Source organism: Larkinella fluvii (genome assembly GCF_051857545.1).
In the GTDB taxonomy this organism is placed as follows: domain Bacteria; phylum Bacteroidota; class Bacteroidia; order Cytophagales; family Spirosomataceae; genus Larkinella.
Map to the genome: position 1 here is coordinate 1 of NZ_JBPZHB010000026.1, position 3,212 is coordinate 3,212.

The 3,212-nt window shown below is 55.0% G+C and carries 2 rRNA genes; both read right to left on the minus strand.

Annotated elements, in window-relative coordinates:
* Positions 1–6 precede the first annotated feature (6 nt).
* Positions 7–118 (minus strand): 5S ribosomal RNA (gene rrf, locus ACS5NO_RS33135).
* A 121-nt stretch (positions 119–239) separates the two neighbouring features.
* A 23S ribosomal RNA gene (locus ACS5NO_RS33140) occupies positions 240–3,149 on the minus strand.
* Positions 3,150–3,212: the final 63 nt, after the last annotated feature.

Genomic DNA, 3,212 nt, shown 5'->3' on the forward strand with positions numbered 1-3,212 from the left:
AATCTGTGGTGGCGGCAACCTACTCTCCCGGAAGTGACTCCAGTACCATCGGCGTAACGGGGCTTAACGGCTCTGTTCGGTATGGGAAGAGGTGTTCCCCCGCACCCTTGCCACCATCCCAGCTCTTGGGTTGACTTCGCTTCCCCATCGGGGTCGCTTCCGTCAACGCTGGTTTCTTTAGGTATCTTTAAGAAAAAAGGAAATCACAAACCTACTGCAAGCACTCTCAAGTCGTCGTATCCTGCGACCTTCAGGTCATTAGTACGGCTCGGCTGTAGCGCTCTCACGCCCTGCACCTGCCGCCTATCAACGTCATCGTCTCTAACGTCCTTCATAGAAGACTCATCTCCGGGCCGGCTTCGCACTTAGATGCTTTCAGCGCTTATCCAAACCCCACGTAGCTACCCGGCCGTGCCGTGGGCACAACAACCGGTTCACCAGCGGTGAGTCCACCCCGGTCCTCTCGTACTAAGGGCAGCCCCCGTCAATCTTCTTACGCCCACCACAGATAGGGACCGAACTGTCTCACGACGTTCTGAACCCAGCTCGCGTGCCACTTTAATCGGCGAACAGCCGAACCCTTGGGACCTTCTCCAGCCCCAGGATGTGACGAGCCGACATCGAGGTGCCAAACCTCCCCGTCGATGTGAGCTCTTGGGGGAGATCAGCCTGTTATCCCCGGCGTACCTTTTATCCTTTGAGCGATGGCCCACCCATGCGGAACCACCGGATCACTATACCCTGCTTTCGCACCAGATCGACTTGTCTGTCTCACTGTCAAGCCCGCTTCTGCTATTGCACTCCACAGCCGGTTACCAACCGGCCTGAGCGAACCTTTGGAAGCCTCCGTTACCCTTTCGGAGGCGACCACCCCAGTCAAACTACCCGCCAACCACGGTCCCTCACTTAGTGAGGTTAGACGCCAACAAAGAGAAGGGTGGTATTTCAACGTTGGCTCCACGATGCCTGGCGACACCGCTTCACTGCCTCCCACCTATCCTACACATCCCTGTGCCAGCGTCCATGATAAGCTGTAGTAAAGGTGCACGGGGTCTTTCCGTCCCGTGGCGGGTATCCGGCATCTTCACCGGAACTACAATTTCACCGAGCTCATGGCTGAGACAGTGCCCAGATCGTTACACCATTCGTGCAGGTCGGAACTTACCCGACAAGGAATTTCGCTACCTTAGGACCGTTATAGTTACGGCCGCCGTTTACTGGGGCTTCAGTTCAACGCTTCGAAGCTTGCGCCCCTAACGCCCCCCCTTAACCTTCCAGCACCGGGCAGGTGTCAGACCCTATACTGAATCTCTCGATTTCGCAGAGTCCTGTGTTTTTGGTAAACAGTCGCCTGGGCCTTTTCTCTGCGACCTCCGTGCCTTTAACAGCACAGTAGGTCCCCCTTCTCCCGAAGTTACAGGGTCAATTGGCCGAGTTCCTTAGCCATGATTCTCTCGCGCACCTTAGATTATTCATCTCGACTACCTGTGTCGGTTTGCGGTACGGTTGCCCGGACGATTAACGATAGCGGCTTTTCTTGGAAGCCCATCCCCGGCGCTATCCCGAACACCCGAAGGTCTCCAGGTACTATCGGCGTCCACCTATCTCCACGGATTTGCCAATGGAAACAATAGCTTCAGCCTTCAACGCACATTTCCCGCAGTGCGCGGCCAGTTCAGTACTCCGTCCCCGCTTCTCTCATCCGGCCAGTACGGGAATATTAACCCGTTTGCCCTCAGGTTCGGCTATCGCCTGCCCCTTAGGTGCCGACTCACCCACCGTTGATTGCCATCGCGGTGGAATCCTTAGTCTTACGGTGTGAAGGGTTCTCACCTTCATTATCGTTACTTATGCCTACATTTGCTTTTCTGACCAGTCCAGCCCGGCTCACGCCAAACCTTCACCCCAATCAGAATGCTCTCCTACCACAACCAGTCCCGAAAGACTGCTGTCCACGGCTTCAGTGGGTTGCTTCATGCCCGTTTATTATCGATGCCCGCCTCGCTCGACCAGTGAGCTGTTACGCACTCTTTAAAGGAATAGCTGCTTCCAAGCTAACCTCCTGGCTGTCTCGGCAACCGGACCTCCTTTGTTCAACTGAGCAACCACTTGGGGACTTTAGCCGGTGGTCTGGGTTGTTCCCCTCTCGGAGTCGGACCTTAGCACCCGACCCCTCACTCCCGCATCAATTCCCAGGCATTCGGAGTTCGTCAGAAGTTGGTAGGATGTGACTCCCCCTAGTCCTATCGGTAGCTCTACCTCCTGGGAATTTGTCATGCAAGGCTGTTCCTAAAAACATTTCGGAGAGTACGAGCTATTTCCGGGTTTGATTGGCCTTTCACCCCTATCCGCAGCTCATCCAAAAACTTTTCAACGTTTACTGGTGCGGTCCTCCATGACATGTTACTGCCACTTCAACCTGGCCACGGATAGATCACCCGGTTTCGCGTCTACCCCCACTGACTCAGCGCCCTGTTCAGACTCGCTTTCGCTTCGGCTCCCCTTCTTCAAAAGGTTAACCTCGCCAGTGACGGTAACTCGTAGGCTCATTATGCAAAAGGCACGCTGTCACTCCACGAAGGAGCTCCAACCGTTTGTAGGCGTCTGGTTTCAGGTTCTATTTCACCCCGCTGCTTGCGGTACTTTTCACCGTTCCCTCACGGTACTGGTTCGCTATCGGTCTCTGATGTGTATTTAGCCTTGGCAGATGGTGCTGCCAGATTCAGAGGGGGTTCCTCCGGCCCCCCCTTACTCAGGATCCCAACCCCACTGACTCCTACTACCCGTACGGGTCTCTCACCCTCTATGGATGTCCTTCCCAGAACATTCCGGTTTAGCAATCAGTTTGATGGTCGGTCCTACAACCCCGCAGCGGCCGTAACCGCTGTGGTTTGGGCTTGTCCGCGTTCGCTCGCCACTACTTACGGAATCACTCTTGTTTTCTCTTCCTAAGGGTACTTAGATGTTTCAGTTCCCCTCGTTTGCCCCATCGTAAGATGGTGATATGGCTTCACCATACCGGGTTGCCCCATTCGGAGACCAACGGATCAATGGATGTGTGCTCCTCCCCGCTGTTTTCGCTGCTGTCCGCGTCCTTCTTCGCCAATCAGAGCCATAGGCATCCCCCAGACGCCCTTCCTTGGCCGTAGCCATACTATACTCTTCTGCGCTTGCAACGCAATTTGTGACTTCCTCTCTCTCAAAGAACATAT